Source organism: Streptomyces sp. NPDC002467 (genome assembly GCF_042889825.1).
Lineage (GTDB): Bacteria > Actinomycetota > Actinomycetes > Streptomycetales > Streptomycetaceae > Streptomyces.
Window position 1 is genome coordinate 241,667 of record NZ_JBIARJ010000002.1, and the last position, 26,835, is coordinate 268,501.

Annotated in this window: 21 protein-coding genes; 10 read left to right on the forward strand and 11 right to left on the reverse strand. The window is 69.6% G+C overall.

From position 1 onward, the window contains the following. Positions 1-2: 2 nt before the first annotated feature. The 6 genes from kdpB (ACFYYJ_RS04455) to kdpF (ACFYYJ_RS04480) all read right to left on the reverse strand — a co-directional run bounded on the left by kdpB (ACFYYJ_RS04455) (position 3) and on the right by kdpF (ACFYYJ_RS04480) (position 4,981). Positions 3-2,108: a potassium-transporting ATPase subunit KdpB gene (gene kdpB / locus ACFYYJ_RS04455; protein WP_389128367.1), complete on the reverse strand. Its 2,106-nt coding sequence runs from the start codon at positions 2,106-2,108 to the stop codon at positions 3-5. Continuing rightward, a complete protein-coding gene (gene kdpA, locus ACFYYJ_RS04460; protein ID WP_389128369.1) occupies positions 2,105-3,769 on the reverse strand; it encodes a potassium-transporting ATPase subunit KdpA in 1,665 nt (554 codons plus the stop codon). The genes kdpB (ACFYYJ_RS04455) and kdpA overlap by 4 nt, the downstream gene beginning before the upstream one ends. Before the next feature lie 6 nt (positions 3,770-3,775). Then, on the reverse strand, positions 3,776-3,865 hold the full coding sequence (gene kdpF, locus ACFYYJ_RS04465; RefSeq protein ID WP_037789535.1) for a K(+)-transporting ATPase subunit F: 90 nt from the start codon (positions 3,863-3,865) through the stop codon (positions 3,776-3,778). After that, positions 3,862-4,017, reverse strand: coding sequence for a hypothetical protein (locus ACFYYJ_RS04470; RefSeq protein ID WP_008734570.1), 156 nt, complete (start codon positions 4,015-4,017; stop codon positions 3,862-3,864). Before ACFYYJ_RS04470 ends, kdpF (ACFYYJ_RS04465) begins: the two co-directional genes overlap by 4 nt. An 88-nt stretch (positions 4,018-4,105) precedes the next feature. After that, complete coding sequence (locus tag ACFYYJ_RS04475; RefSeq protein ID WP_389128372.1) at positions 4,106-4,855, reverse strand: DUF4118 domain-containing protein; 750 nt, start codon at positions 4,853-4,855, stop codon at positions 4,106-4,108. Positions 4,856-4,891: 36 nt separating this feature from the next. Further along, entirely contained in the window at positions 4,892-4,981 is a 90-nt protein-coding gene (gene kdpF / locus ACFYYJ_RS04480) for a K(+)-transporting ATPase subunit F (protein ID WP_037847856.1), read from the reverse strand. Positions 4,982-5,225: 244 nt separating this feature from the next. Here kdpF (ACFYYJ_RS04480) and ACFYYJ_RS04485 point away from each other — a divergent pair, with 244 nt between their 5' ends. The 3 genes from ACFYYJ_RS04485 (at position 5,226) to ACFYYJ_RS04495 (ending at position 11,680) form a co-directional block, all read left to right on the forward strand. After that, entirely contained in the window at positions 5,226-7,109 is a 1,884-nt protein-coding gene (locus ACFYYJ_RS04485; RefSeq protein ID WP_389128375.1) for an APC family permease, read from the forward strand. A gap of 262 nt (positions 7,110-7,371) precedes the next feature. Beyond that, positions 7,372-9,522, forward strand: coding sequence for a potassium-transporting ATPase subunit KdpB (gene kdpB, locus ACFYYJ_RS04490; RefSeq protein WP_389128377.1), 2,151 nt, complete (start codon positions 7,372-7,374; stop codon positions 9,520-9,522). Between the two features lie 220 nt (positions 9,523-9,742). Next, positions 9,743-11,680 carry an amino acid transporter gene (locus tag ACFYYJ_RS04495; RefSeq protein WP_389128378.1) on the forward strand — a complete coding sequence of 646 codons (1,938 nt, stop codon included), beginning with the start codon at positions 9,743-9,745 and terminating at the stop codon, positions 11,678-11,680. Positions 11,681-11,959: 279 nt separating this feature from the next. Here ACFYYJ_RS04495 and lysA read toward each other — a convergent pair whose 3' ends face one another. Then, positions 11,960-13,309, reverse strand: coding sequence for a diaminopimelate decarboxylase (gene lysA / locus ACFYYJ_RS04500; RefSeq protein WP_389128379.1), 1,350 nt, complete (start codon positions 13,307-13,309; stop codon positions 11,960-11,962). Next, on the reverse strand, positions 13,309-13,662 hold the full coding sequence (locus tag ACFYYJ_RS04505; RefSeq protein WP_389128380.1) for an SAV_915 family protein: 354 nt from the start codon (positions 13,660-13,662) through the stop codon (positions 13,309-13,311). Before ACFYYJ_RS04505 ends, lysA begins: the two co-directional genes overlap by 1 nt. Before the next feature lie 291 nt (positions 13,663-13,953). Here ACFYYJ_RS04505 and ACFYYJ_RS04510 point away from each other — a divergent pair, with 291 nt between their 5' ends. Next, positions 13,954-14,397 (forward strand): universal stress protein, encoded by a 444-nt coding sequence (locus tag ACFYYJ_RS04510; protein ID WP_389128381.1) that lies wholly within the window; start codon positions 13,954-13,956, stop codon positions 14,395-14,397. A gap of 538 nt (positions 14,398-14,935) precedes the next feature. Here the strand turns inward: ACFYYJ_RS04510 and ACFYYJ_RS04515 are convergent. Then, positions 14,936-17,305, reverse strand: a complete 2,370-nt coding sequence (locus ACFYYJ_RS04515) for a phosphoketolase (protein ID WP_389128382.1) — start codon at positions 17,303-17,305, stop codon at positions 14,936-14,938. A gap of 245 nt (positions 17,306-17,550) precedes the next feature. On the opposite strand from ACFYYJ_RS04515, the gene ACFYYJ_RS04520 reads away from it, so the two are divergent. Continuing rightward, on the forward strand, positions 17,551-18,426 hold the full coding sequence (locus ACFYYJ_RS04520) for a universal stress protein (protein ID WP_389128383.1): 876 nt from the start codon (positions 17,551-17,553) through the stop codon (positions 18,424-18,426). Positions 18,427-18,494: 68 nt separating this feature from the next. Here ACFYYJ_RS04520 and ACFYYJ_RS04525 read toward each other — a convergent pair whose 3' ends face one another. Continuing rightward, positions 18,495-19,214 (reverse strand): response regulator, encoded by a 720-nt coding sequence (locus ACFYYJ_RS04525; RefSeq protein WP_389128384.1) that lies wholly within the window; start codon positions 19,212-19,214, stop codon positions 18,495-18,497. 274 nt (positions 19,215-19,488) lie between these two features. Here ACFYYJ_RS04525 and ACFYYJ_RS04530 point away from each other — a divergent pair, with 274 nt between their 5' ends. Next, entirely contained in the window at positions 19,489-19,815 is a 327-nt protein-coding gene (locus ACFYYJ_RS04530) for an STAS domain-containing protein (RefSeq protein WP_389128385.1), read from the forward strand. 126 nt (positions 19,816-19,941) lie between these two features. Further along, the gene (locus ACFYYJ_RS04535) at positions 19,942-20,436 is read left to right on the forward strand and encodes a pyridoxamine 5'-phosphate oxidase family protein (RefSeq protein WP_389128386.1); all 495 of its coding nucleotides are present in this window, start codon (positions 19,942-19,944) and stop codon (positions 20,434-20,436) included. Positions 20,437-20,452: 16 nt separating this feature from the next. Here ACFYYJ_RS04535 and ACFYYJ_RS04540 read toward each other — a convergent pair whose 3' ends face one another. After that, on the reverse strand, positions 20,453-22,135 hold the full coding sequence (locus ACFYYJ_RS04540; protein WP_389128389.1) for a GAF domain-containing protein: 1,683 nt from the start codon (positions 22,133-22,135) through the stop codon (positions 20,453-20,455). 180 nt (positions 22,136-22,315) lie between these two features. Between ACFYYJ_RS04540 and ppk2 the strand changes: the two genes are divergently transcribed. From ppk2 to ACFYYJ_RS04555, 3 genes are all read left to right on the forward strand, one after another. Then, the gene (gene ppk2, locus ACFYYJ_RS04545) at positions 22,316-23,110 is read left to right on the forward strand and encodes a polyphosphate kinase 2 (protein ID WP_389128392.1); all 795 of its coding nucleotides are present in this window, start codon (positions 22,316-22,318) and stop codon (positions 23,108-23,110) included. 54 nt (positions 23,111-23,164) lie between these two features. Continuing rightward, the gene (locus tag ACFYYJ_RS04550) at positions 23,165-24,865 is read left to right on the forward strand and encodes a SulP family inorganic anion transporter (RefSeq protein ID WP_389128395.1); all 1,701 of its coding nucleotides are present in this window, start codon (positions 23,165-23,167) and stop codon (positions 24,863-24,865) included. Between the two features lie 699 nt (positions 24,866-25,564). Then, positions 25,565-26,788 (forward strand): arginine deiminase, encoded by a 1,224-nt coding sequence (locus ACFYYJ_RS04555; RefSeq protein ID WP_389128398.1) that lies wholly within the window; start codon positions 25,565-25,567, stop codon positions 26,786-26,788. The last annotated feature ends 47 nt before the right edge of the window (positions 26,789-26,835 follow it).

Here is a 26,835-nt window from a genome sequence, read left to right on the forward strand (position 1 = left end):
GCTCAGCCGATTCCGGGGATGAGGGAGATGAGCATGTCGATGATCTTGATTCCGATGAACGGGGCGATCAGACCGCCCACGCCGTACAGACCCAGATTGCGGCGGAGCATCTTGTCGGCGCTGGTCGGCTTGTACTGCACGCCCTTGAGGGCGAGCGGGACCAGGGCGATGATGATCAGCGCGTTGAAGACGACCGCGGACAGGATGGCCGACTCGGGCGAGGACAGGCCCATGATGTTGAGCTTGTCGAGGCCCGGGTAGACCACGGCGAACATGGCCGGGATGATCGCGAAGTACTTGGCGACGTCGTTGGCGATGGAGAAGGTCGTCAGGGCACCGCGCGTGATCAGCAGCTGCTTGCCGATTTCCACGATCTCGATGAGCTTGGTGGGGTTGGAGTCCAGGTCCACCATGTTCCCGGCCTCCTTGGCGGCCGAGGTGCCCGTGTTCATCGCGACGCCGACGTCGGCCTGGGCGAGGGCGGGCGCGTCGTTCGTGCCGTCGCCGGTCATGGCGACGAGCTTGCCGCCGGCCTGCTCCCGCTTGATCAGGGCCATCTTGTCCTCGGGGGTGGCCTCGGCGAGGAAGTCGTCGACGCCGGCCTCCTCCGCGATCGCCTTGGCCGTCAGCGGGTTGTCGCCCGTGATCATGACGGTCTTGATGCCCATGCGGCGCAGTTCGTCGAACCGCTCCCGCATGCCCTCCTTGACCACGTCCTTGAGGTGGATGACGCCCAGGACCCTGGCGCCCTCGTCGTCCCTGACGGCGACGAGCAGCGGCGTGCCGCCGGCCTCGGAGATCTTGTTGGCGAGGAGGTCGGCGTCGTCGGAGACCTGGCCACCCTGCTCCTTGACCCAGGTGATGACCGAGCCGGCGGCGCCCTTGCGGGTCTGCTTGCCGTCCACGTCCACGCCCGACATGCGGGTCTGGGCGGTGAAGGCGATCCAGTCGGCGTTCGACAGCTCGCCCTGGTGGCGCTCGCGCAGGCCGTACTTCTCCTTCGCGAGGACGACGATGGAGCGGCCCTCGGGGGTCTCGTCCGCGAGGGAGGACAGCTGGGCGGCGTCGGCGAGTTCGGCTTCCGTGGTGCCCTTGACGGGGACGAACTCGGAGGCCTGGCGGTTGCCGAGGGTGATGGTGCCGGTCTTGTCGAGCAGCAGCGTGGAGACGTCACCGGCGGCTTCCACCGCACGACCGCTCATCGCGAGGACGTTGCGCTGGACGAGCCGGTCCATGCCCGCGATGCCGATCGCGGACAGCAGGGCACCGATGGTGGTGGGGATCAGGCAGACCAGCAGCGCAGTGAGGACGATCATGGACTGCTCGGCGCCCGCGTAGATCGCGAACGGCTGGAGGGTCACCACGGCCAGCAGGAACACGATGGTGAGGGACGCCAGCAAGATGTTGAGGGCGATCTCGTTCGGGGTCTTCTGCCGGGCGGCACCTTCGACCAGGGCGATCATGCGGTCGATGAAGGTCTCGCCGGGCTTCGTGGTGATCTTGATGACGATCCGGTCGGAGAGGACCTTGGTGCCGCCGGTGACGGCCGAGCGGTCGCCGCCGGACTCGCGGATGACGGGTGCGGACTCGCCGGTGATGGCGGACTCGTCGACGGAGGCGACACCCTCGACGACGTCACCGTCGCCGGGGATGATGTCGCCCGCCTCGCAGACGACCAGGTCGCCGATGCGCAGGTCGGTGCCCGGTACCTGCTCCTCGCTCTTGCCGTCCTGGGTCAGGCGGCGGGCGACGGAGTCGGTCTTGGCCTTGCGCAGGGTGTCGGCCTGAGCCTTGCCACGACCCTCGGCCACGGCCTCAGCGAGGTTCGCGAAGATGGTGGTCAGCCACAGCCAGGCGGTGATCGCCCAGCCGAACCAGTCCGTCGGGTTCTTGACCGCCAGGACGGTGGTGACGACCGAGCCGATCAGGACCACGAACATGACCGGAGACTTGATCATGACGCGGGGGTCGAGCTTGCGGACGGCGTCCGGGAAGGACTTCAGCAGCTGCTTGGGATCGAACAGGCCGCCGCCGACGCGTCCGGCGCCAGGCTTGTGGCCGGTGGGCACGTCCTGGTGCGGAGCCCTGGTGGGAGTGGCGGTGCTCATGATGCGAGCCCTTCGGCGAGCGGACCCAGCGCCAGGGCCGGGAAGTAGGTCAGACCGGTGATGATGAGAATCGTGCCGACGAGCAGTCCGGTGTAGAGCGGCTTGTCAGTACGGAGGGTGCCCGCCGTCTCCGGAACGGGCTTCTGCTCGGCGAGCGAGCCGGCCAGCGCCAGGACGAACACCATGGGCAGGAAGCGGCCGAGCAGCATCGCGATGCCGATGGTGCTGTTGAACCACTGGGTGTCGGCGTTCAGGCCGGCGAACGCGGAGCCGTTGTTGTTGGCGCCCGAGGTGTAGGCGTAGAGGACCTCGGAGAAGCCGTGCGCGCCGGAGTTCAGCATGGAGTGGGGCGGGGTGGGCAGGGCCATGGCCGCGGCGGTGAAGCACAGCACGAGCGCCGGGGTGATGAGGATGTAGCAGGCCGCGAGCTTGATCTCGCGGGTGCCGATCTTCTTGCCCAGGTACTCGGGGGTGCGGCCGACCATCAGGCCGGCGATGAACACCGCGATGATTGCCATGATCAGCATGCCGTAGAGGCCGGAGCCGACGCCGCCGGGCGCGATCTCGCCGAGCTGCATGCCCAGGAGTTGGATGCCGCCGCCGAGGCCGGTGAAGGAGGAGTGGAAGGAGTTGACCGCACCGGTCGAGGTCAGCGTGGTGGCGACCGAGAAGATCGCGGAGGCGCCGATGCCGAAGCGGGTCTCCTTGCCCTCCATCGCGCCGCCGGCTACCTCGAAGGCCGGGCCGTGGTGGGCGAATTCGGTCCACATCATCAGCGCGGTGAAGGCGAGCCAGATCGTCGCCATCGTGGCGAGGATCGCGTAACCCTGGCGGAGGCTGCCGACCATGCGGCCGAAGGTGCGGGTCAGGGCGAACGGGATCACCAGGATGAGGAAGATCTCGAAGAGGTTCGAGAACGGGGTCGGGTTCTCGAACGGGTGGGCCGAGTTGGCGTTGAAGTAGCCGCCGCCGTTCGTTCCCAGCTCCTTGATGACCTCCTGCGAGGCCACCGCCCCGCCGTTCCACTGCTGCGAGCCGCCCATGAACTGGCCGACCTCGTGGATCCCGGCGAAGTTCTGGATCGCACCGCACGCGACCAGGACCAGCGCGCCGATCACGGAGATCGGCAGCAGGATCCGGACGGTGCCGCGCACCAGGTCGGACCAGAAGTTGCCGAGCTCACCGGTGCGCGAGCGCGCGAAGCCCCGTACGAGGGCCACCGCGACGGCCATGCCGACCGCGGCCGAGACGAAGTTCTGTACGGCAAGGCCGCCGGTCTGCACGACGTGGCCCATGGCCTGCTCGCCGTAGTACGACTGCCAGTTGGTGTTCGCTACGAACGACGCGGCGGTGTTGAACGCCTGGTCGGGATCGATCGCGGAGAAGCCCAGCGAGCCGGGCAGGACGCCCTGGGCGCGCTGCAGGGCGTAGAGGAAGAGGACGCTGACCGCGGAGAAGGCCAGGACGCCGCGCAGGTACGCGGGCCAGCGCATCTCGGCCGACGGGTTGGCGCCGATGATCTTGTAGATCCACTTCTCCGGCTTGTAGTGCTTCTCGGAGGAGTAGACCCGGGCCATGTAGTCGCCCAGCGGGCGGTAGGCCAGCGCGAGCGCGGCCATCAGTGCGAGGAGCTGGAGCACACCAGCGAAAACGGGACTCATCGGTGGCTAGAACCTCTCCGGGTACACAAGGGCGAGGACGAGGTATCCGAGCAGGGAGACGGCCACGACGAGGCCGACGATGTTTTCGGCGTTCACAGCTTGGTCACCCCCCGGGCGATGAGAGCCACCAGTGCGAAGACCGCGACCGTGGTGACGACGAAGGCCAGATCGGCCACCGTGAGCTCCTGGATGAAGAGGGAAGAAATGAATCGGCCAGATGGCCGATGACGAGATAACCGTGTCTTCATCCCGGCGTTAAGACACCTTGACGGGGTCCATACGGACGCACGGGAACTCTTAACGCCGCCCTTACGTGAAGCGCCGGAGAAAGCCTGGTCAGCCCTGGTGGGACAGGCCGGCCGTGTCCAGGGCGGAGCCGGCCTGGGCGGCCAGTGCGACGGCCACCAGGCGGTCCTGTTCCGAGGGGAGCGGGCCGGGGAGCGGATCCAGCAGGAAGCGGCCGTAGTAGTGCCCGCCGCCGACGACTCGCAGCTCGGTCTCGCCGTCCGGCCAGCCGGCGTACTCCGTCACCCGCCCCGGGCGGCGCAGCCACAGGCCGCCGTCGTGCTCGAGGCGCGGCATGTTTCCCATGAGGGTGCCGTATTCGAAGCGGCAGCCGCGCAACCCCAGCAGGCCGACGAGTTCCCGGCGCACGTATTCGACCACGGCCTCCGGCGAGCGGCCGTCCTCGGTCAGGCGGGCGGTGCCCTGGAGGCTCGACAGATGGGCCGCGTCAGTGATCACGGTCCGCCGAAGCCGCCGTGCGCGTACCGCCAGCTGAGAGACGACCAGGCCGACGACGAGCAGCAGGACCGCCGTCTCGATGTCATCGCGGCCGGCGATCAAGAACCGTTGATAGGGCTCGGTCAGGAAGAAGTCGAACCAGGCGGCGGCCGACAGCGCGGCCGCCGCTCCGGCGGCGCGTGTGCCGACGGCGGCCACCGCGACCACCGCGACGACGAGGATCAGGGCCGCGTTCGTCGCCGAGAGATCCGTGCGGAAGGGCACGAGCACGAGCGCCACGAGGAAGGGGACCACGAGGGCCGCGAGCAGGGCGGCCGCGTCGTGAAGTCGATACCCGGACATGTGATGCCTCCTGTCCGGACACGAGGGGTTCGAATATCAGAACTTCTCGGGCCTGATCAGAGCGACCACGAGATAGCCGAGCAGAGCGAGGGCGATGACCAGTCCGACCACGTTCTCCGCATCCATCTGGACCTTCTCCCTTTCACGGAGGCAGGCGGGGAAGCCGCCTGTATCAACACTGCCCCTTGCCAGAGGGACGGTCACACACTGCGGCCAGGTCTTGACGCACCTCATACGGCTGCCCCGCCTCGGCATCAAAGGCGCGTGAATACTGGAGCAGCGGCCGTATGGATGACGCCAAGAGCACTGGTAATCAAGCCACGGCATTCCGACGCTGTCCTCACTTTGTCCAACGGAGGAACAGCGAAAGATGTCCATAGACATGGGAAAGCCGAGCACGGCAGGACAGGCCCCGGGCACGGAGGAGCCTCCTGATACCGGCGTACGGGCGCCCGCAGCAGGCGACCGCCACCGGCTGACCGCCCTCCAGGGACTGGCCGCCCTGTCGCTGGACGCGATGGCTTCCGTCGCGTACGGGCCGGAGTCGATCGTGCTCGTCCTGGCCGTGGCCGGTGCTTACGGCATGGGCTTCACCCTCCCCGTCACCCTGGCGATCGCCGCCCTGCTCGCGGTCCTGGTGGCCTCGTACCGGCAGGTCATCGCCGCGTTTCCGGACGGCGGCGGCTCGTACGCCGTCGCCAAGAAGCACCTCGGCCGGCGTACGAGTCTGGTGGCCGCCGCCTCGCTGATCCTGGACTACGTGCTGAACGTCGCCGTGTCCGTCACGGCCGGCGTGGCTGCCCTGACCTCGGCGTTCCCCGAGTTCTACGGAGAGCGGGTGTGGATCTGCCTGGGTGTCCTGGTGCTGGTCACGGCGGTGAACCTGCGCGGGGTCGTGGAATCCGCCAAGGCGTTCCTCGTGCCCACCGCCGTCTTCGTCGGGTCGATCCTCGCGATGGTCGTCGTGGGACTCTTCCGCGACGGTCCCGTCAGCACCGCCTCCGCCGCCGGGCACGCCTCCGCGCTCGGCGAGGGAGCCACCACCGTCGGTGCGCTCCTGCTGCTGAAGGCCTTCGCCGCGGGCTGTTCCGCCCTGACGGGCGTCGAGGCCGTCGCCAACGCCGTGCCTTCGTTCCGGGCGCCGGCCGCCCGCCGGGCCCAACGCACCGAGGTCGCACTCGGCGCCCTGCTCGGTGTGATGCTGATCGGCCTGTCGATCCTCATCGGCCGCTTCCACCTCCAGCCGGTCGAGGGCGTGACCGTGCTCGCGCAGCTCGCGGACGCCTCCTTCGGGCACAACGCGGCTTTCTACGTGGTCCAGTTCGCCACGATGGTGCTCCTCGCGCTGGCGGCGAACACCTCCTTCGGTGGTCTGCCGGTCCTGATGAGCCTGCTGGCTCGGGACAACCATCTGCCGCACGTCTTCGCGCTCAAGGCCGACCGTCAGGTCCACCGCCACGGCGTGGTCTGGCTGGCCCTCGTCTCCGCCCTGCTGCTCGTCTTTTCCGGCGGCGACACCAACACCCTCGTCCCGCTCTTCGCGATCGGCGTCTTCATCGGCTTCAGCATCTGCCAGGTCGGCATGGTCCGGCACTGGTACGGGGAACGGCCGCGGGGATGGCAGGCGAAGGCGGCCCTCAACGGCTTCGGTGCCCTGCTGACCGGGGTCTCGGCCGTCGTCGTCACCGCCACCAAGTTCACCGAGGGTGCCTGGCTGGTCGTCGTCGCGCTGCCGTTGCTCGTTCTCGGCTTCGAGAAGATCCACCGCGCATACACCGAGATCGGCGAACGTCTGGAGCTCGGCCGGATTCCCCAGGCCCCGCATCGCTCCCGCTCCTTGGTCGTGGTTCCCGTCTCCGGTCTGTCCCGCCTGACGAGCCAGGCTCTCAACGCTGCCAGCTCGCTCGGCGACGACGTTCTCGCAGTGACGGTCACCCACCCGGCCCCCGAGGACCGCCAGACCGCTGAAGCCCTCAGGCGGGACTGGGAGTTGTGGAAGCCCGGCGTCGAGCTGATCGAGCTCTCCTCGGAGACCCGCTCTCTCGGCCGTCCCCTGGCGGCATACGTGCGGAAGCTGGCCCAGTCCCACCCGGACGCCCAGGTGACCGTCCTGATCCCGGAGACCGAACCGGCCCACCTGTGGCAGCGGCTGCTTCAGAACCAGCGCGGCTCCGTCGTGGCCCACGCGATCCGCCGCGACACCGACGCCGTGATCTGCCGACTGCGCTTCCGCATCACGGCAGACGCACGCTGACGTACGTTGACGCACCTCTGACGGCGGCTTGACACGTCTCGTGCGCCGCCGTCAAGAAGGTGCCAATTCCCACGCCCACAAGCGTACTTCCAAGGCAGCAGGCAGTAGTTTCCTGCCTGTTGCGCTGCCGGGGACCTCTAATACTCACATGACGGCCGAGGGGGTCCATGGGGGACGGTCCCCGGCGGCGACACCCTCTTCCGCGCCCTGGCCGCGAGCTGCCGGGGCTGCCACGCCTCGAACCCATCCAGAAGGTCGCTTCATGCCTCCCGCCGCCGCGCAGCACGTTCCTCCGGGTCTCGGAACACCTCCGCGGACTCCGACCAACCGACCGTCGCGGAAACGCTCCGGACAGGTGAACGTGGTGGACCCCGAACTGCTCGCCGCCTCCGCACGGGAGGCCGTCGGCAAGCTCCATCCGCGCGAACTGGTCAAGAAGCCGGTGCTGTTCGTCGTCGCCGTGGGATCCGTCCTGACCACGCTCTCGGCGCTCATCCACCCGTCCGTCTTCACCTGGGTGATCAGCGTCTGGCTCTGGCTGACGGTCCTGTTCGCCAACCTAGCCGAGGCCGTTGCCGAAGGCCGGGGCCGGGCTCAGGCGGAATCGCTGCGCAAGGCACGTACGGACACCGTCGCGGTGCGGCTGAACCACTGGACGTACGGCGCGAACCTGAACCGGGCCGAGACCGAGGTCGTCACACCGACCGAGCTCCAGCCCTTCGACTTCGTCCTCGTCGAGGCCGGCGAGCTGATCCCGGCCGACGGCGACGTGGTCGACGGGGCCGCGATGGTGGACGAGTCCGCCGTCACCGGCGAATCGGCCCCCGTCTTAAGGGAATCGGGCGGCGACCGGTCCGGGGTCACCGGTGGCACGACCGTGCTGTCCGACTCGATCGTCGTACGGGTCACCTCGCGCCCCGGAAACAGCTTCATCGACCGGATGATCGCCCTGGTCGAGGGCGCCACCCGGCAGAAGACCCCGAACGAGATCGCGCTGAACATCCTGCTGGCCGCACTCACCGTCATCTTCATCCTGGTGGTCGTCGCCATCCAGCCGATGGCGGCCTACGCGCACGCCGCACAGTCCACGACCGTCCTGGTCGCCCTCCTCGTCACCCTCATCCCCACCACGATCGGCGCCCTCCTTTCTGCGATCGGCATCGCGGGCATGGACCGGCTCGTCCAGCGCAACGTCATCGCCATGAGCGGACGCGCCGTCGAGGCGGCCGGAGACGTGAACACCCTGCTCCTCGACAAGACCGGCACCATCACCCTCGGCAACCGCGAGGCCGCAGCCTTCATCCCGCTGCCCGGCGTGGATCACATCAAGCTGGCCGACGCCGCCCAGCTGTCCTCGCTCGCCGACGAGACGCCCGAGGGCCGCTCCGTCGTCACCCTCGCCCAGCAGTACGGACTCCAGCCGGCCGCCGCCGAGGACCTCAGCAATCCCCGCTTCACCGAGTTCAGCGCCCGGACCCGGATGAGCGGCGTGAATCTGAGCTGGGACAACGGCGCCGGCTGCGCCATCCGCAAGGGCGCGGTGACGCAGGTCTGCGACTGGGTGGTGGCGCGCGGCGGGACCGTGCCGCCGGAAGCAGCAGCTTGGTCGGCCACCGTGTCCGAGTCCGGGGGCACGCCCCTGCTGGTGGCCGTCCACGACTGGGACGGCCCGAGGGTGCTGGGGATCATCCACCTCAAGGACGTGGTCAAGGAGGGGATCCGGGAGCGGTTCGCGGAGCTGCGCAGCATGGGGATCCGCACGGTCATGGTGACCGGCGACAACGAGCTGACGGCCCGCGCCATCGCGCAGGAGGCCGGCGTCGACGAATACCTCGCCGAGGCCACCCCCGAGGACAAGCTCGCCCTCATCAAGCGGGAACAGGCCGGCGGCAAGCTCGTCGCGATGACCGGCGACGGTACGAACGACGCTCCCGCGCTCGCCCAGGCCGACGTCGGCGTGGCGATGAACACCGGTACCTCGGCCGCCAAGGAGGCCGGGAACATGGTGGACCTGGACTCCAACCCGACCAAGCTGATCGACATCGTCGAGATCGGCAAGCAGCTGCTGATCACGCGCGGCGCCCTGACCACCTTCTCCATCACCAATGACGTGGCGAAGTACTTCGCGATCATCCCGGCCATGTTCGCCTCGGCCTACCCGGGACTCGAAGCCCTCAACATCATGGGCCTGAGCAGCCCGACCTCCGCCATCACCTCGGCGATCATCTTCAACGCCCTGATCATCGTCGCCCTCATCCCGCTCGCCCTGCGCGGCGTCCGCTACCGCCCCGCCTCCGCACACGACCTGCTGCGCCGCAACCTGGGCGTCTACGGGCTCGGCGGCCTGATCCTGCCGTTCGTCGGCATCAAGCTCATCGACCTGCTGGTGTCCACCATCCCCGGCCTCGGCTGAACTGCGCCGGGTCCTCTGCGGGGGCGGTTCCCGTCCGGGCCGCCCCGCTCCAGCAATGTCCTGAGCGTGAATGCCCCCACTACGCCACAGGTGGCACTGTTTGCGTTAAGGACGCGTCAGGGTTTGTCCGCTCGCGTGCATGAGTGATCAGCCTGCGTACGCTTGCTCAGCCGTCGTTGTCGATGGCTGATTCTTTGCCGTACGACAGGAGCACCCCACGATGGCCACCCCTGCCCGCTCCTCGCGCCTGCGCGCGTGGATGCTGGAAGGCTTGACCGCCCAGACGAGTTCGCCCGCCGCCAAGGAGGCGGCGGCCCAGCCCCACGGCCGGCCGTGGTGGCGCGTCATGTGCCTGACCGGTCTCGACTACTTCTCCACCCTCGGCTACCAGCCCGGCATCGCCTTCCTCGCGGCCGGTCTGCTCTCGCCACTCGCGACCATCGTGCTCGTGCTGCTGACACTGTTCGGCGCGCTCCCGGTCTACCGGCGGGTGGCGGAGGAGAGCCCGCATGGCGAGGGCTCCATCGCCATGCTGGAGAAGCTGCTGTCGTTCTGGAAGGGCAAGCTGTTCGTCCTGACCCTGCTCGGGTTCGCGGCGACCGACTTCCTCATCACCATCACCCTCTCCGCCGCCGACGCGACCGCGCACATGGTGGAGAACCCGCACCTCACCAGCACCCTGCACGGCCACGAGGTACTGATCACCCTGATCCTGATCGCCCTCCTGGGCGGGGTGTTCCTGAAGGGGTTCAGCGAGGCCATCGGCGTCGCCGTGGTCCTGGTGGTCACCTATCTCAGCCTGAACGTCGTGGTCGTGGCCGTCGGGCTGTGGAACGTGTTCAGCGAACCCCAGGTCATCACCGACTGGACGACAGCCCTGACCACCGAGCACGGCAACGTCTTCATGATGATCGCCATCGCACTCGTCGTGTTCCCCAAGCTCGCCCTCGGCCTGTCCGGCTTCGAGACGGGTGTGGCGGTCATGCCACACGTCCAGGGCGAGCCCGACGACACCGAGGCCAAGCCTGCCGGCCGGATCCGCGGCGCCAAGAAGCTGCTGACCACGGCCGCCGTGATCATGAGCATCTTCCTGATCTGCTCCAGCCTCATCACGACCCTGCTGATCCCGGCCGCCCAGTTCCAGCCGGGCGGCGAAGCCAACGGACGCGCCCTCGCCTACCTGGCCCACGAGTACCTGGGCTCCGCCTTCGGCACGGTCTACGACATCTCCACGATCCTGATCCTCTGGTTCGCCGGCGCGTCCGCGATGGCCGGTCTGCTGAACCTGATGCCGCGCTACCTGCCCCGGTACGGCATGGCCCCGCACTGGGCGAGGGCCCTGCGGCCGATGGTCATCGTGTTCACCCTGGTCGCGTTCCTGGTGACCTGGATCTTCAACGCCGATGTGGACGCGCAGGGTGGTGCGTACGCCACCGGCGTCCTCGTACTGATCACTTCGGCCGCGGTCGCCGTAACCATCGCGGCGCGCCGGGCGGGGGAGCGCGGCTGGACGATCGGCTTCGGCGTCATCTCGGCCGTCTTCATCTACACGACGGCCATCAACGTCGTGGAGCGACCGGACGGCGTGAAGATCGGTGCCTGCTTCATCGGCGGCATCATGGCGCTCTCCCTCCTCTCCCGCCTCGCCCGGGTCTTCGAGCTGCGCGTCACGCACATCGAGTTCGACGACATGGCCCAGCGGTTCATCCGTGACACCGCCAACCGCACCATCCGTTTCATCGCGAACGAGCCCGACAACCGGGACCTGGAGGAGTACCGGCAGAAGAAGGCGCAGATCCGCGCGGACAACGACATCCCGGCCGAGGACGACGTGATGTTCGTCGAGGTCACCGTCCTGGACGCGTCCGAGTTCGAATCGGGCATGCGGGTGCGCGGCGAGGTCCTGCACGACCGCTACCGCGTCCTGACCCTGGAGAGCTCCAGCATCCCCAACGCGCTGGCCGCCCTCCTCCTTCACGTCCGGGACGAGACCGGCCAGCGGCCCCACATCTACTTCGAGTGGACCGAGGGCAACCCGATGGCCAACTTCTTCCGGTTCTTCCTCTTCGGCCAGGGCGAGGTCGCCCCCGTCACCCGCGAGGTCATCCGGGAGGCCGAGCCCGACCGCGCCCGCCGCCCCCACGTGCACGCCGGCTGACGCGGCGTAAGGAGCCCGACAGGAATCCCGCTGGACCTTCGCCATGGCGAAGGTCCAGCGGGATTCTCATTACTGTGAACACTCGCTCGCGCCCAGACCACCAGATCCGCCGGACCGTACTGGTCCTCGGAGCGGCCGGACTGACCGTCATCGCCACCGGCGCCGCACTGGACGCCCTGTGGCTGCTCGGGATCGGGGTCTGGGGCGTCATCGCAGCGATGGTGATCGAACTCGTTACCAACCGTAGACGGGCATGCCGCAGGATCCGTTGGATCGGCCCTAACCGCCGATGTCGCGGTTGCGGAAGTCCTCCAGCGTCTCGCGCCGGACCAGCATCCGGGCCGAGCCCTCATGGACCGAGATGACCGCGGGCCGGCCCACGAGGTTGTAGCCGGAGGCCATGGACAGCTGGTACGCCCCCGCCACCGGTGTGGCGAGCAGGTCGCCGGGGTGGATGTCGCCGGGCAGCTCCACGTCGGCCGCGAGGATGTCGCCGGCCTCGCAGTGCCGGCCGACGACCGTGGCCGTACGGCGTCCGGCTGTCGAGGCGCGGCCGATCAGACGGGGCGCGTAGCGCACCCCGTACAGGGCGGGTCGCGGGTTGTCGCTCATGCCGCCGTCGACGGCGACGAACACCTTCTCCCCGGTGTGCTTGACGGCGAGGACCCGGTACAGGGCGACTCCGGCCGGTCCCACGACGGCCCGCCCGGGCTCGACGACGAGCCGGGGTACGGTCAGTCCGGCGGCCGCGCAGCCTTCGATGAGCTCGGCGCGCATCCTGCGCGCGAGCGTCGTGAGGTCGAGGGCGGGCTCGCCGGGCTGGTACGCGATGCCATGGCCACCACCCATGTCCAGCTCGGCCAGGACGACCCCGTGAGCGTCACGGACACGGGCCATCAGTCCGACCATGCGACGCAGCGCCACCAGATAGGGCTTCACGTCCGAGATCTGGGAGCCGATGTGGCAGTGCAGTCCGGTGAGTTCGAGCTGCGACTGACCGAGTACCCGGGTGATCGCGTGCTGTGCGCCCCCGTCGGTGAGGGAGAGGCCGAACTTCTGGTCGTCGGTACCGGTACGGATCTTGTCGTGCCCGCCGGCCGCGACGCCGGGCACCACCCGCACCATGACCTTCTGGCGCCCGCCGGGCCCGACGGCGGCCGCGATCCTCGCGATCTCGGACGGGCTGTCGATGACGATCCGCCCCACGCCGAGGCGCAGCGCCGCCTCCAGGTCGCGAGGCGACTTGGCATTGCCGTGCAGCACGATGCGGTCGGGCGGAAAGCCGGCCGTGACGGCGAACTCCAACTCGCCCGCTGAGCACACGTCGAGCCCCAGGCCCTCCTCGTCGACCCAGCGCACCATGGCACGGGAGAGGAACGCCTTGGCGGCGTAGAGGACATCGGCATCGGGGAACGCATCCCGATAGGTTCGGCACCGCTCGCGGACCTCGCCCTCGTCCAGGACGTAGGCCGGAGTGTCGAACCGCTCGGCGATCTCCGCCAGTGATACTCCGCCGACGGCCAGGCCGCCAGGCGTCACCTGAGTCGTGGAGGCAGGCCAGATCGACAGGTCATCCGCACCGGCCTTGTGCTCGGACAGAACGGCTGTGGTCACCGTGTGATCCCCCATCAGGCGATCCGGGCCGCGACCGGGGAGGCCTGGGGCAGTGGAGCCGCGACCGGAGGCCCCGCGGTGACCGCGGGAGCGGTGAACGTCGGGTCGACGGTCAGCAGGGATACGCCGAGCGGCTCGGCCATCGCGCGGAGCGCGGTCTCGGAGAGCCGGATCCACGGCTGCTGGACGCCCAGTGTCGCGGCAAGACGGTCCGGGTCGGTGAAGCCGACGATGGTGCGAGCTCCCAGCGGGGTGCGGAACAGGCGCACCACCACCTCCGCTCCTCCCGGCCGGACCGGCACGTACAGGGGTCCGGCCGGGACCTGTTCTTCAGGTTCGGGATCGTCGTCGTACTGGAACAAACACATGGGGCCCTCCCTGGGGAACCACGAGCGGCAGGTGTCGCCCCGGGTGCGGGGAGGCAGTCCGGGGCGCGGGTTCGAAGCTATCCCCGCATCCCCGCACCCGGGGCTACCCCGTAACGAGACCCATACGGGGGCGGGCCAAGTCCTGACGGATCACTGACACCGGAGGGTTGAGGCATCAGAAACCCGTCATGGTCACGGATCTCCGCGCTAGAAGGCCGTCAGCAGCCGCACCTCATCCCCCGATGAGGCCATTTCATGAGGACCGTCGGACGAGACGAGAGGGAAGAGGTCATGCGGAGAGTCCTGGTCGGTGTGACGGGAACGGCGGGCAATCTGGCCGCGTTGCACCGTGCCGCCGCGGAAGCGCGCGTGCGTGGTGCGGACCTGTGGGCCGTCCTGGCCTGGCAGTCACCGGGCGGCGAACTCGGAAGCCGCAACGGCCTCGGTCCCCATGCCCTCGCCCAGTGCCGTGCCGCGGCCGCCGAAAGACTCCGCGAGGTCCTCGATACGGCGTTCGGCGCCGTGAAGGCCGGTGTCACCCTTGATGGCATCACCGTACGGGGGACCCCGGGGGCGGCCCTCGTCGACGTCGCCCGCGATCGGCCGGGCCCGGCATGTGGGCCCGGCTGCGGCGAACGGCCGAGACTGACGATGCGGCCCGGCGGTGCTGGCCACCGACGCCCTGCCCCACTGCGGCGTCGATTCATACACGCGGGTTGTGTCGAACGGTCATAGAAGACGCGCAGGTGGGGAGAGCCCTGGACGACGCAGTTGCCCGGGCAGTACCTCGTCGCCGGGAGCCGCCCTTGATCGGCGGCTCGCAGGAGCCTCGTGGGCCGGGTGCACCCTTTCGGGCGTGAGGAGGTGCTGGCGGGAGAGCGAGCGCAGAGGCTGAGCCCATGTCCGCGAAAGCTGATGGTCTACCCGCCCGACGAGCAGGGATGGCGCCGGCCGCCCTGCTCGCCGCCTCCGCAAGGCCGCCCCGTCTCGGCCGCCGGTCAGCGCTCGGTGGTGCGGGAGCTGCAGGGCGTGGCCCAGAAGGTGGGGATGAGCCGGTGGAGCAAGTTGCCGGGAACAGGCGCGAGCAGAGGGGGGCCGGATGACTGGCCGCCTGTCGCCGGTGAGCGCGCGGGCGGTGAAGCCGACGGTGAGGGCATTGCCGGCGGCCTCGAACGTGATCAGGGTGCCCACGGGCGCGGCAGCGCCCTTGTGGGACACGGAGGGGACCGGACCGGCCCATGGTCGGTGAGTTCGGCCCCCGCCCCGCGCGTGTTCAGTACGGCCAAGACCAGTCCGCTACTTCCGGCAGGTCGGTGCCGTGCTCCCGGATCCAGGCGTGGTGGCGGATGCGCTGGTCGGCCATGGCCTGGCGCAGTCCTTCGGCGCGGGTCGCGAGGCCGGGTACGCGGTCGATGACGTCCATGACGAGCCGGTAGCGGTCCATGTCGTTGCGCACGACCATGTCGAAGGGGGTGGTCGTCGTGCCGGACTCCTTGTACCCGCGGACGTGCAGGTTCGGGTGGCCGGTGCGGCGATAGGCGAGGCGGTGGATGAGCCACGGGTAGCCGTGGTAGGCGAAGACCACCGGCTTGTCGGTGGTGAAGAGGGCGTCGTACTCGGGGTTCGTCATGCCGTGGGGGTGTTCCTCGTGGGGTATGAGCCGGGCGATGTCGACGACGTTGACGACGCGGACGGCCAGCGAGGGCAGGTGCTCGCGGAGCAGGGCTGCGGCGGCCAGCACTTCCATGGTGGGTACGTCGCCTGCGCAGGCGAGGACGAGGTCCGGTTCGTGGGAGCCGTGGTCGGTGCCCGCCCACTCCCAGATGCCGGCGCCGCGCGTCACGTGGGTGCGGGCCTCGTCGATGGGCAGCCAGTCGAAGCAGGGCTGTTTGCCGGCGACGATGACGTTGACCTGGTCGCGGCTGCGCAGGGCGTGGTCGGCCACGGCGAGGAGGGTGTTGGCGTCCGGCGGCAGGTAGACCCGTACCACCTCGGGGCTCTTGTTGAGGACGTGGTCGACGAATCCGGGGTCCTGGTGCGAGAAGCCGTTGTTGTCCTGGCGCCAGACGTGCGAGGTGAGCAGGTAGTTGAGTGAAGCGATGGGCGCTCGCCAGGACAGTTCGCGCGAGGCCTTCAGCCACTTGATGTGCTGGGCGACCATGGAGTCGACGATGTGGGCGAAGGCCTCGTAGGTGGAGAAGAGGCCGTGGCGGCCGGTGAGGAGGTAGCCCTCCAGCCAGCCCTGGCAGACGTGTTCGGAGAGGATCTCCATGACCCGGCCGTCGCGTGACAGGTTCCGGTCCGTGGCCTCCGTGATGCCCTGCCAGGCCTTGCCGGTGGCTTCGTACAGGTCGTCCAGCCGGTTGGAGGCGGTCTCGTCCGGACCGACGACCCTGAAGTCCCGTCGCTCAGCCGTGTCCCGCATGATCTGCGTGAGGAAGCGGCCGAGGACGCGGGTCGGTTCGTGGAGGGTGCGGCCGGGCTTGTCGACGGGGACGGCGTGCTGGTCGAGCGCGGGCAGCGGGAGCGGCCGCAGGAGGCGGCCCCCGTTCGCGTACGGCACGGCGCCCAAGCGGTGCTCGCCGTCCGGCACGCAGGCCAGGACCTGAGCCGTCGGCCGACCGTCGGCGTCGAAGAGCTCCTCCGGCCGGTACGAGCGCAGCCAGGCCTCCAGCTGCTGCAAGTGTGCCGGGTTCTCGCGCACACCGGCGAGCGGGACCTGGTGGGCCCGCCACGTGCCCTCGACCGGGTCGCCGTCGACGTTCGCCGGACCGGTCCAGCCCTTGGGCGTGCGCAGCACGATCATGGGCCAGCGTGCGTACTCTCGGCCGGGGTCGGTGCCCGCCGTCCGTGCCTCTTGCTGGATGAGGGCGATGCGGTCCAGGGCGTGGTCCATCGCGCGGGCCATGGCGTGGTGCACCTGGGCGGGGTCGCTGCCGGTCACGTACAGCGGGTCGTGCCCGTAGCCGCGCAGCAGCGCGTCGAGCTCGTCCTCGGGGATCCGGGACAGGACGGTCGGGTTGGCGATCTTGTAGCCGTTCAGGTGCAGGATCGGCAGGACCGCGCCGTCGTGGACCGGGTCGAGGAACTTGTTCGCATGCCAGGACGCGGCGAGCGGACCGGTCTCGGCCTCGCCGTCGCCGATGACGCAGGCGACCAGCAGGTCCGGGTGGTCGAAGGCGGCTCCGTAGGCGTGGGAGAGGGCGTAACCGAGCTCGCCACCCTCGTGGATGGAGCCGGGAGTCTCGGGCGCCACATGGCTCGGCACCCCGCCGGGGAAGGAGAACTGCCGGAACAGCTTCGCCATGCCGTCGGCGTCGCGGCTGACGTCCGGATACGTCTCGCTGTACGTCCCTTCCAGCCAGGAGTTGGCCAGGACCGCGGGACCTCCGTGCCCCGGACCCCAGACGCACAGGGCCTCCAGCGCACGCTCCTTGACCACGCGGTCGAGGTGCGTGTGCACCAGGTTGAGGCCGGGCGAGGTGCCCCAGTGGCCGAGCAGCCGCGGCTTGATGTGCTCCGGCCTCAGCGGTTGGGTCAGCAGGGGGTTGCCCATGAGGTAGATCTGACCGACGGCCAGGTAGTTCGCGGCGCGCCAGTGGGCGTCCAGCTGCGAGATCGAGTGCGCGGTCAACGCGGTCATGTCCGCTCCTGCGTCTGAGGGTCCGGGACGTTCGTCGACGGGGCCGATACCGACACCCTGCCCCTGCTGTGGTGCGGCCGCGAGAGGAGGACCGGCCCTCGAGGAGGGACCGTTGGCCCTTCTGCGCCCCTGCCCGGCACGAGCAAGGTGAATCCCGGTGGCGCCGGTCCTTCCCCCGGCCGACGCCACCCAATCCCCGCCGGCCGACCCCGATGCCTCTCGCATCAAATACGGAGGACAGACCTGTGAAGCGCACCCTCGTTGTCGGAGTGGACGGATCCCCGGAAAGCCGGGCCGCCGCGGACTGGGCCGCGCGCGAAGCCGTACGGCGTGACCTGCCCCTGCACGTGGTCCACGCCTGGCTGTGGCAGCCGCTCGCCGTCCCGATCGTCCAGGACCGCGACACCGAATCCCGCCGGGCCGACGACATCCTGAAGGAGGTCGAGCAGGAGCTCACCCACCGGTACCCGTCGCTCGCGCTCACCGCAGAAGTCCTGTGCGACACGCCCGTGCCGGCCCTGCTGCGCACCGCCAAGGAAGCCGAGATGCTGATCCTCGGCACCCGCGGGCACGGAGCCCTGCTCGGCTTCCTGCTCGGCTCCTACGGTCAGCAGGTGATCGCTGCCGCCGAGTGCCCCGTCGTCTCCGTCCGCTCCGCCCACGGCAGGCCTCTGGCCGTGCCGGAGGAGGGCGAGGTCGTCGTGGGACAGCAGGGTGGAGTGGAGGAATCCGCCGAGGTACTGCGCGTCGCGTTCGAGGCGGCCGCGGCGCGCAAGGTCCCGCTCCGCGCCGTCCGGGCCTGGAACCTGCCCCCGGTGTACGGATACAGCCCCGGCTCGATGTGGATCGCCGAGCAGCTCGGCGGTCTGGAGCCGTTCGAGAAGGCCGCGCTGGACCAGGCGTTGGAGCCGTGGCGGCTGAGGTTTCCCGAAGTGGAGGTCGTCGCGCACGTGGAGCGGGGCAGCGCCGGCCACGTGCTGCTGTCGGAGGCTTCGGACGCCCAGCTGGTCGTCGTCGGCCGCCGGGTCCGCGAGTCGGCGGTGGGTACGCGCATCGGTTCGGTGGCCCATGCCGTGCTCCACCACGCGGCTTGCCCCGTCGCTGTCGTCCCGCACCACTGACGCCGAATCAACGGTTGAAGCCGGGCTCGCCGTCGTGCGGCGTGCCCGGCCCTTACCGTGGGCGGTTCCTACTCCGCGGCCGGGATCGTGTGCCGGCCTGGTGGGGCCAGCGCGTGGCTGGCGATCACTGCGGCCTGGACGCGCCGCTCCACGCCGAGCTTGATGAAGAGCCGCGAGATGATGTTCTTGACGGTCTTCTCCGCGATGTACAGCCGCTTGCCGATCTCCCGGTTGGTGAGACCCGCACTGACCATGAGGAGGATCTCCTTCTCCCGGTCGGTGGAGCCGGGAAGACCCGTGACCTGTTCCTCCTTCGGCACGTCGACGCGTACGCGGGCCATCAGCCGCGTGGTGGCGCCGGGGTCGAGCATCGACTGGCCGGAGGCCACCGTCCGGACGGCGGTCACCAGGTCGGTGCCGGTGATCTGCTTGAGCACGTAGCCGGAGGCCCCTGCCATCACGGCGTCCAGGAGTGCCTCCTCGTCGTCGAACCACGTGAGCATCAGGCAGGCCAGCTCGGGCATCCGTGAGCGCAGCTCCCGGCAGACGCTGACTCGGTCGCCGTCCTGGAGCCGTACGTCCAGGATCGCGACCCGGAGGCGCAGTGCGGGGATGCGGATCAGCGCCTGTTCCGCCGTGCCCGCTTCACCGACCACGGTCAGGTCGGACTCGGCGTCCAACAGGTCGTGCACCCCTCTGCGCACGACCTCGTGGTCGTCGAGCAGGAAGATGCTGATGGGGAACGGTCGCGCCGCTCGCGCTCGCGCTCGTCGCGTGGGAGTGGGCACCGCTGCCGGTCATGACGCGACTCCTTCGCCTGGTTCGTCCTGAACGCACACACAGCGGCAACCTGCCTTCCGTACGGGCGGAACGGACAGTGCCGATTGGCACTCATCGGCCTGCCGCTGCGCGCGGCAGGGCCGGTGTGGGCAGAGGAGGAGGGACCTTCGGCCCTGTCCGAGGGCCTGCCGGGCCTTCCCGAGTGCACTCGGCACCCGATGAACTGCGGGTGCACGGGGAACGGCGCGACTCGACGGAGCCGCACGCAGCGCGGAGGACACCATGACGACCGCCTTGATCGACTTGCGGACCGTGGCACGCGACGACCGCGGCCTGAGGATGGCCCTGGCCGGAGAGCTCGACTTCCATACGGCGGGACGAGTGGAACCACGCCTCGCCGAACTCGCCGGATTCGGCCACCGCAACATGGTCCTGGACTTGTCCGGGATCTCCTTCTGCGACAGCTCAGGCATCGAACTCTTCCTCCGGCTCCACCAGCGCTGCCGTAGCGCGGGCACGCAGCTCCTGCTCTGCGGCGTACCACCCCTGCTGGTCAAGTCCATGCAGGTGCTCGGTGTCGACCGCGGCCTGCCGCTCGCCGTGACGTGATCGAGCGGGTGTCCGAATCTCGCCCCCTGACGGGGGCCGTTCGGCCCTGGTTCTCCCGTGGATCGCGGTGAAGGCTGGGATGCGGAAGCCGCAAGGGCCCATCGGGGCCGGACGAAGGTAAGCAGCATGGATCACGAAGGCAACCCGCTAAGGGCCCGAGAGGTCGGTGACACGACAGCCCGCCGCTACATGCGGGAGCTGGACAGGGCCGAGGCCCTGCGGCTGCTCTCGACGGTGTCCCTGGGGCGCATCGTCTTCACTCAGCACGCGCTGCCCGCCGTCCGCCCGGTGAACCATCTCGTCGAGAACGAGGCCATCATCGTCCGGATACATGAGGACGGAGCATTGGCCTCCCTGGCGGCACCCGCCGATGCTCCCGGTGTGGTGGTCGCTTACGAAGCGGACGTCATCGATTCCGTCACGCACCTCGGCTGGAGCGTTGTCGTCACTGGTTACGCGAGGGTGGTGGCAGATGCCGACGAGTTGGACCGGTACGCGCACTTGCTTCGTCCATGGGTGGCGCACCGGATGACCAGCGCCCTGCGGATCCGGCCGGATCTTGTCACCGGGTTCCTGCTGGAGGCGGACCCGACGCTGCCCGTGCCTGTGACCCGGGGCTGACGCCGTGCCCCGGTCCTCAGCCCCCGGTGGGGAGGGGCGCCCGCCAGACGAGCCTTGTACCCCCGTCATCCGGAGTCTCGTGACTGAAGGAGCCGCCCAGGCTCCGCGCCCGCTCGTCGAGGTTGAGCAGGCCGCTTCTGCGGCCTTGAGCCGGAATACCCGTCCCGTTGTCCGAGACGGTCAGTACGATCTCGCCCTGGCCGGCCTTGAGCGTCACTCCGACCCGGGTCGCCTGTGCGTGGCGGGCGGCGTTGCTGAGCAGCTCGCCCAGCACAGCCATGACGTGGTCGGCGATCTGTGGAGGTACGTCGGTGTCGAGCAGGCCCTCCATGCTCAGGCGCGGCGGATGGCCGAGGGTGGTGGCCGCGTCGCCGACGGCGCGAGCGGCGCGCGCCCGCAGACCAGGGCCGCCCTCGCGGTCCTTGGTACGCAGCCCGAAGATCGTCGACCGGATGATCTTGATCGTTTCGTCCAGGTCGTCGACCGCCTGGCCGACCCTTTCGGCGGCCCCGTCGTGCTCGACGAGCCGGGCGGCGCTCTGCAAGGTCATGCCGGTGGCGAAGAGACGCTGGATCGCCAGGTCGTGCAGGTCACGGGCGATTCGGTCGCGCTCCTCCAGCAGTGCTATCTGCTCGGCGTCCCGGCGCCGCTCCGCCACCTCCAAGGCGAGTGCGGCCTGACCGGCGAAGGCGACGAGCGGCTCCAGCTCGCCCTCGCCGAACGCCGGCTCTCCCGCCGGGCGCGCGAGCAGCAGGACACCTCTGCTTTCGCCGCCCGCGGTGCCCAAAGGGACGGCCACGGCGGGCCCCAACCCTTCCTGAACCTGGGACTCAGCGGGATAGCGCTCGTCGGCCCAGGCTTGCACCGCTGTGATGGGTTTGCCGGCCAGGTGCGCCGCTCCTGCGAGCGTGCCCGCGAAGGGGACGACAAGACCTTGCCGCTCGGCTCCGTCCGCGTCGGCCGCGAACTCCACGACCAGGCCGTCGATACCGCTCACGGGCATGGCGATGTCAGCGAGGCGTGCAGCGGTGATCTCTTGTGCGCGGCGGGCGATGAGCTCCAGCACCGCCGGTCGGGAGCTGCCGGACAGCAGGCTCTCGGTGATCTCCGCATTGGCCCTGAGCCACCGCTGCTGGCGCTGAGAGCCCTCGTAGAGCCGCGCGTTGTCGATCGCGACACCCGCCGCCACCGAGAGGGTGGAGATGACCGTCTCGTCCTCGGTGTCGAAGTCGATCCCGCCGCGCTTGTCGGTCAGGTAGAGATTGCCGAACACCTCGTCGCGGACCCGGATCGGCACACCGAGGAAGGTGCGCATGGGCGGGTGGTGGGCCGGAAAGCCGTAGGAAGAGGAGTGCGCGCCGAGATCGGTCAGGCGCAGCGGTTCCGGGTGGTGGATGACCTCCCCGAGCAGGCCGTGGCCCGCCGGCAGGGGACCGATCTCGGCGATCTCGTCATCCGTGAGCCCCACGGTCAGGAACTGCGAAAGCGTGCGGCCGTCGGGGCCGATCACTCCCAGCGCGCCGTACTCGGCGTCGACGAGCAGCGCGGCCGCCTCCACGATCCGCCGGAGCACCTGGGCGAGATCCAGCTCCCGCCCCACGGACACCACGGCCTCCAGGAGGCTGTGCACCCGGTCCCGGGTGCCGCGCACCTCGTCGATGCGCGCTTGGAGTTCGTCCAGCAGTTCGTCCAGCCGCATCCGCGGTACCTGCGTCAACGGATCCCTCACACCCACGTGCTTCCCCTCCGACGGCTCGCTCGGTTGCCCGATCCACGGTCAGCGTATCGACACGCCCGGACCCGATGGGCATCGTTGCGCGCGGATGCCAGCCGAGACTGACTTGACCGAAGCGCCGGACGACGACGGGGAGGAGACACCATGGGCCTGAAGAAGGCGGTCTACGAGGACGAGCTGCTGCGGCTCCAGACGGAGCTGATCAAAGTCCAGGAGTGGGTGCGCGCGGAGGACGCCCGGCTCGTGGTCGTCTTCGAGGGCCGCGACGCCGCGGGCAAGGGAGGCACGATCAAGCGAGTCGCAGAACACCTCAACCCCCGCGTCGCACGCATCGCGGCCCTCCCCACGCCGACGGAGCGGGAGCGCAGCCAGTGGTACTTCCAGCGCTACGTGGAGCACCTGCCCGCCGCCGGCGAGATCGTCCTGTTCGACCGCAGCTGGTACAACCGCGCCGGGGTCGAGCACGTCATGGGCTTCTGCACACCTGCGGAGCACCGGCTCTTCCTGCGCCAGTGTCCGGTCTTCGAGCACATGCTCGTCGAAGACGGGATCCTGCTCCGCAAATACTGGTTCTCCGTCAGTGACGCCGTGCAGGAGGAGCGGTTCCGCGCCCGGGCGGAGGACCCGCTGCGGCGCTGGAAGCTCTCCCCGATGGACCTGGAGTCCCTCACGCGCTGGGAGGCGTACTCGCGGGCCAAGGACGAAATGCTCGTCCACACCGACACGGTGGACGCACCGTGGTACGTGGTCGAGAGCGACGACAAGCGCAGCGCGAGACTCAACATGATGGCCCACCTGCTGTCCTCGCTTCCCTACGCGGACGTGGCCCTGCCGTCGCTCACTCTGCCGCCCCGCCCTCCCTCCACGGGATACCAGCGTCCTCCCAAGGACCTCCAGAACGCCGTCCCCGACCATGCGTCCACGCTCGGGAACGACTGAAGCGCGGCAGATTCCGACGCGGAGTCGCCAAGTGCACCGTCAGCGAGGAGCGCGATGTCCGCACGTGGAAGGCCGTCCCTGCTGCCCCTCGGTCTCCGGGGGTACCGCCGGCCGTGGCTCGGTCGGGACGCACTGGCCGGAATCACCGTGGCCGCCTATCTGGTGCCCCAGGCCATGGCCTATGCGGGGGTGGCCGGGCTGCCACCGGTCGCGGGACTCTGGGCCGTGCTGCCCGCCATGGTGCTCTACGCCCTGATCGGTTCCTCACGGCTGCTGTCGGTGGGACCCGAGTCGACCACCGCACTGATGACGGCCGTCGCCGTGGGGCCACTCGCCGGAGGGGACACGGGCCGGTACGCGGTGCTCGCGGCGGCCCTCGCCGTGGTCGTCGGCCTGGTGTCCCTGGTTGCCTGGGCCGTGCGCCTCGGCTTCCTCGCCGACCTGCTCTCACGGCCCGTGCTCGTCGGCTACCTCGCCGGTGTCGCACTGATCATGATCGTCGACCAGCTGCCCCGGCTCACCGGAGTACGAGCCACCGGCTCCGGCTTCTTCTCACAGCTGTACACCTTCGCCCTCAACGTCTCGGACGTTCACTGGCCGACCGTCGGCCTGGCCGCCGCTGTGCTCGTCCTGCTCCTGGTGGCGCCGAGGTACTGGCGGCTGGTTCCGCGTCCCCTGCTCGCCCTTGTCGCCGTCACAGCCCTGGTGGCGGCATTCGGGCTGGACGAGCGGTACGGGATCGCCGTGATCGGAGCCGTACCCTCCGGGCTGCCGGTGCCCGCGCTGCCGTCCCTCGGTGACCTTCCGCAGCTGGTGATCCCGGCGCTGGGCGTCCTTCTCGTCGGCTACTCGGACGTGATCCTCACCGCCCGGGCCTTCGCCGACCGGGGCGACCCGCTTCCGCTGGACCCCAACCGTGAGCTGCTCGCCCTGGGGGCGGCGAACCTGGGGGCGGGCGTCATGCACGGGTTCCCCGTCAGCAGCAGCGCCAGCCGCACCGCGTTGGCCCAGTCGGCGAAGGCACGGAGCCAGGCCTACTCCCTGTTCGCCGCACTCGCGGTACTGATGGTCCTCCTCTTCCTGGGGCCGCTCCTGGCCCACACTCCGAGCGCCGTCCTCGGCGCCATCGTGGTCTACGCCGCCGTCCGCCTGGTCGAAGTGGGCGAGTTCCGGCGTCTCGCGGCCTTCCGCCGACGCGAGCTGCTGCTGGCACTCGGATGCCTCCTGGGCGTTCTGGCCCTCGGCATCCTGTACGGCGTGCTCGTCGCCGTCACCCTGTCCGTGGTCGAGTTGCTGGCCCGTGTGGCCCGCCCGCACGACGCCGTGGAAGGCATGGTGCCCGGGCTCGCCGGCATGCACGACGTGGACGACTACCCGACGGCGCGGACGGTTCCGGGGCTGCTGATCTACCGCTACGACTCGCCGCTGTTCTTCGCCAACGCGGAGAACTTCCGCCGTCGTGCCCTGGCAGCGGTCGACGAGCAGACCTCTCCCACACGATGGTTCGTCCTCAACACCGAGGCGAACGTGGAGGTGGACATCACGGCCCTGGACGCCGTGGACGCACTCCGCCAGGAACTCGAGGACCGCGGCATCGTCCTCGCCCTGGCCAGGGTCAAACAGGAACTCCGCGAGGACCTGGACGCTTACGGCCTGACCGCCTCGGTGGGCGCCGACCGCATCTACCCGACCCTGCCCACGGCTCTGGAGGCCTATCGGGCATGGAGCCGCGGGGCAGGGTTCGCGGCGGAATGAGCAGGACCTGCCGCCCCGAAAAGTGCCGCCCGGCCCCTGCTGGTGACTAAGTCGGGGGAATGCGGTCCGGGTGGTTCGGGTGTTCGCTGGGATCGTCTGCCGCCGTGCGCCGGGGGCGGCTGCCCATGTCGGGGGTGAAGTCTTTTGCTCAGCATCCTGCGAAGACGGGAGCCCGTGTGAGAAGGATTCCGTTGGCTTCCGTGAGCGAGGTCCATCTCGGTTCAGTTGGCCGCTTCTCCAGGGCCAGGACGGGGCATACCCGAATGTCGGTGCGCCCGAGCTGTAGCTGGTGCGTGTAGTCGAGGACTTGCCCGATCCCCAGGCGAATCTGCTGATCCTCACTCGCGCCGGTCAAGCGCGTTCTGGGGCGCCGTCATGTACGCCGCGCGGGACCACTGCCGGCCACCCCTGGCCCTTGCACGGCACGCAGACCTCTGACCGCGGGTGTCCCTCGTCCCCGCTGCGTTCGGTTCCCGACCGTCGCCATACAGGGCCGAAGGGCCCTGCGAAGCGACCGGACAGGCCCTCCCGGAGAGTGCCGACCGGCCCGCCACCAGGGACTGTTGCCGCCGGGCATGAGGGGGCGCGAGTGACAGAGTTCACGTGCTCCCCGAGGCGCCCCCAGAGGACGCCGGCCGGGCGCACATCCCATTTCGGCGCCCGTCGAGCGCACCTTCCGTCTCACCTCCGGGGGACCCCATGACGTTTCACGTCGACTCCGAGACCGGCCGGCTGCGGCAGGTCATCCTGCACCGCCCCGACCGCGAAATGACACGCCTCACACCCACCAACAAGGACGAGCTTCTCTTCGACGACGTGCTGTGGGCCAAGCGCGCCCGCGACGAGCACGACGCGTTCGCCGATGTCCTGCGGGACCGCGGAGTGCGCGTGCACCTCCTCGCCGACCTGCTCACCGAGACGTTGGACGGCATCGAGGCGCGGCAGCTCGTGCTGGACCGGGTCTTCGACGAACGCGAGTTCGGCGTCCTCGGCGCCGACCGGCTCCGCACGCACTTCGACTCCCTGGAGCCGGCCGCCCTGACCGCCTGCCTCATCGGCGGCGTCACCATGGCGGAACTGCTCGAGCGCACGGGCCCGATACCGAGCGTACGACTGCACGCCATGGCGCCCGACGACTTCCTCCTCGCGCCGCTGCCCAACCATCTGTTCACCCGCGACACCTCGTGCTGGGTGTACGACGGCGTGAGCGTCAACCCGATGAACAAACGGGCACGCCGCCGTGAAACGGTTCACTTCGAAGCCCTCTATCAGCACCACCCCCTCTTCGCGAAGGGGGAGTTCCACCGGTGGTCCGACGGGCAGGCGGCCTATCCCGCCACCATCGAGGGCGGCGACGTCCTGGTCATCGGCAACGGCGCGGTGCTCGTCGGCATGAGCGAGCGCACCACGCCTCAGGCCGTGGAGAATCTCGCCCTGCGCATGTTCGCGGCGGGTTCCGCCCAGCGGGTCGTGGCCGTCAGCCTGCCGAAGAGCCGCAGCTTCATGCACCTCGACACGGTCATGACGATGGTCAGCGGCGACACCTTCACCCGATACGCCGGCCTCGGCATGCTGCCTTCCTCCACGATCGAACCCGGGACCGGCGGGGAGGGGCTGAGGGTCACCGACCACGCCCCCGAGGACATGGACGGGGCCATCGCCGACGCGCTGGGTCTGCCGTCCATCAACGTCCTCACCCCGAGCCAGGACCTGCGGTCCGCCGAGCGGGAGCAGTGGGACGACGGCTGCAACGTGCTGGCCGTGGAACCCGGCGTGGTCGTCGCCTACGAGCGCAACGTGACCACCAACACCCACCTGCGCAAGAGCGGTATCGAGGTGATCACCGTTCGAGGCAGCGAACTCGGCCGGGGTCGTGGCGGCCCGCGGTGCATGACCTGTCCCATCGAGCGCGAGGCCGCCTGACCACCCCTCCCGCGCCGCGCCCCCGCGTCCCCGTCATCCGCCCGCCG